The 1,764-nt window shown below is 74.4% G+C and carries 2 protein-coding genes; both read right to left on the bottom strand.

What is annotated here, in order from left to right; all coding sequences use genetic code 11:
* The coding region (locus N869_RS14850; protein WP_035062935.1) for an RsmE family RNA methyltransferase at window positions 1-526 on the bottom strand (526 nt) is incomplete at its 3' end.
* Window positions 523-1,653, bottom strand: a complete 1,131-nt coding sequence (dnaJ, locus tag N869_RS14845) for a molecular chaperone DnaJ (RefSeq protein ID WP_035062934.1) — start codon at window positions 1,651-1,653, stop codon at window positions 523-525. The genes N869_RS14850 and dnaJ, both read right to left, overlap by 4 nt.
* Between the last annotated feature and the right edge of the window lie 111 nt (window positions 1,654-1,764).

Raw genomic sequence — 1,764 nt, 5'->3', positions numbered from 1 at the left:
CGCCACCGTCGGCCACCACGCGCTCCACGTGCCGGGCCAGGGCGGGCGTCCCGACGGGCTCGGCGAGATCAGGGACCCGTGCGCGTCGGGCCTGCTTCGCGGCGCCCCGGAGGCACGCGGCCCAGCGCGCCCGGTTCTTGGCGACCCGGTCCCCGCGCCAGACCACCACCGAGCGCTCGGCCTGCCAGGGGACGACCCCGTCGACGCCGATCTCGGTCGCGGCCTCGACCGCCAGCTCGTCGCGCTGCCCCTTCGCCAGCGCTTGCACCAGCACCACCCGGACGGCGGGCACGGGTTCGCGCACCTGCTCGACGACCTCCAGGACCAGCTCGGCACGGTCCACCTGGGCGATCACGCACCGCAGGCGCACCCCGGCGCCGTCCACGACGTCCAGGTGCTCCCCCGGACCACGCCGCTGGACCACACCGGCGTGACGCCCCTCGGTGCCGCAGAGCACGTACGAGCTGCCGGCCGGGTGGTCGTCCAGGGTGCCCGGCTCGGCGAGGAAGACCGGCGGGGTGCTCACCGGCCCGCGAGCTTCTCGCGCAGGCGCGAGAACACCCCGCTCTGGGCCGGGGCCAACCGGGAGGGCACACGTTGCTCGCCGCGCAGCTCGGCGAGCTCGCGCAGCAGGCGCTCCTGGTCGGCGTCCAGGCCGGTGGGGACCTGCACGTCCACGTGCACGTTCAGGTCTCCCCGTCCTGCGCCGTGCAGGTGCCCCACACCCAGGCCCTTCTCGACCAGGACGTCACCGGGCTGCGTCCCGGGACGCACGTCGATCTGCCGGGCGCCGTCGAGCGTCTCGAGCTCGACGACCGTCCCGAGGGCCGCAGCGGTCATCGGCACCGGGAGCGTGCAGTGCAGGTCGTCCCCGCGACGGACGAACGTCTCGTGGCGGCGCTCGCGCACCTCCAGGTACACGTCGCCGGCCGGGCCGCCGGCGGGGCCGACCTCTCCCTGGCCGGTGAGCTTGATGCGGGTGCCGGTCTCCACCCCGGCCGGCACGTCGATCTTCAGGGTCCGGCGGCTGCGCACCCGACCCTCTCCCGAGCACTCGGTGCACGGCTCGGGGATGACCGTCCCGTAGCCCTGGCACGCCGCGCACGGGCTCGAGGTCATGACCTGGCCCAAGAACGACCGCGCCACCCTCTGCACCGCTCCGCGTCCCCCGCAGACCTCGCAGGTGCGCGGTGACGTGCCCGCTCGGCAGCACGACCCCTGGCAGGTGGTGCACAGCACGGCGGTGTCGACCTGGAGCTCGCGGTGCACGCCGAACACGGCGTCCTTCAGGTCGATGTCCAGACGCACCAGTGCGTCCTGCCCACGCCGCGAGCGCGGGACCGGGCCCCGCTGGCCGCCGCCGGCACCTGCCCCGAAGAACGTCTCGAAGATGTCCTGGAACCCGAAACCGGCACCGGCGCCGCCTGCACCCCCGCCGGGGGCGGTCGGGTCGACGCCGCGGTCGTACATGGCGCGCTTGTCCGGGTTGGACAGCACCTCGTAGGCGCGTGAGACGTCCTTGAAGCGGTCCTCGGCGTCCGGGCCCTGGGCCACGTCGGGGTGCAGCTCACGGGCGAGCCGCCGGTAGGCCTTCTTGATCTGCTCGGGGGTGGCGTCCTGGCTGACGCCCAGGACCTCGTAGTAGTTGCTCACGTGTCGCTCTCTGCTGGGTGCGGGTGGGCAGGTGGCTGAGGTGGGGAGGTCAGCCGGCCAGGATCCGGGACAGGTAGCGGGCGACGGCCCGCACCGAGGCGATCGTGCTCG

This window comes from Cellulomonas bogoriensis 69B4 = DSM 16987, assembly GCF_000767165.1.
Classification (GTDB): domain Bacteria; phylum Actinomycetota; class Actinomycetes; order Actinomycetales; family Cellulomonadaceae; genus Actinotalea; species Actinotalea bogoriensis.
The sequence above is the reverse complement of the archived record's forward strand: the minus strand, read 5'-3'. Positions and strand labels throughout refer to the sequence as shown.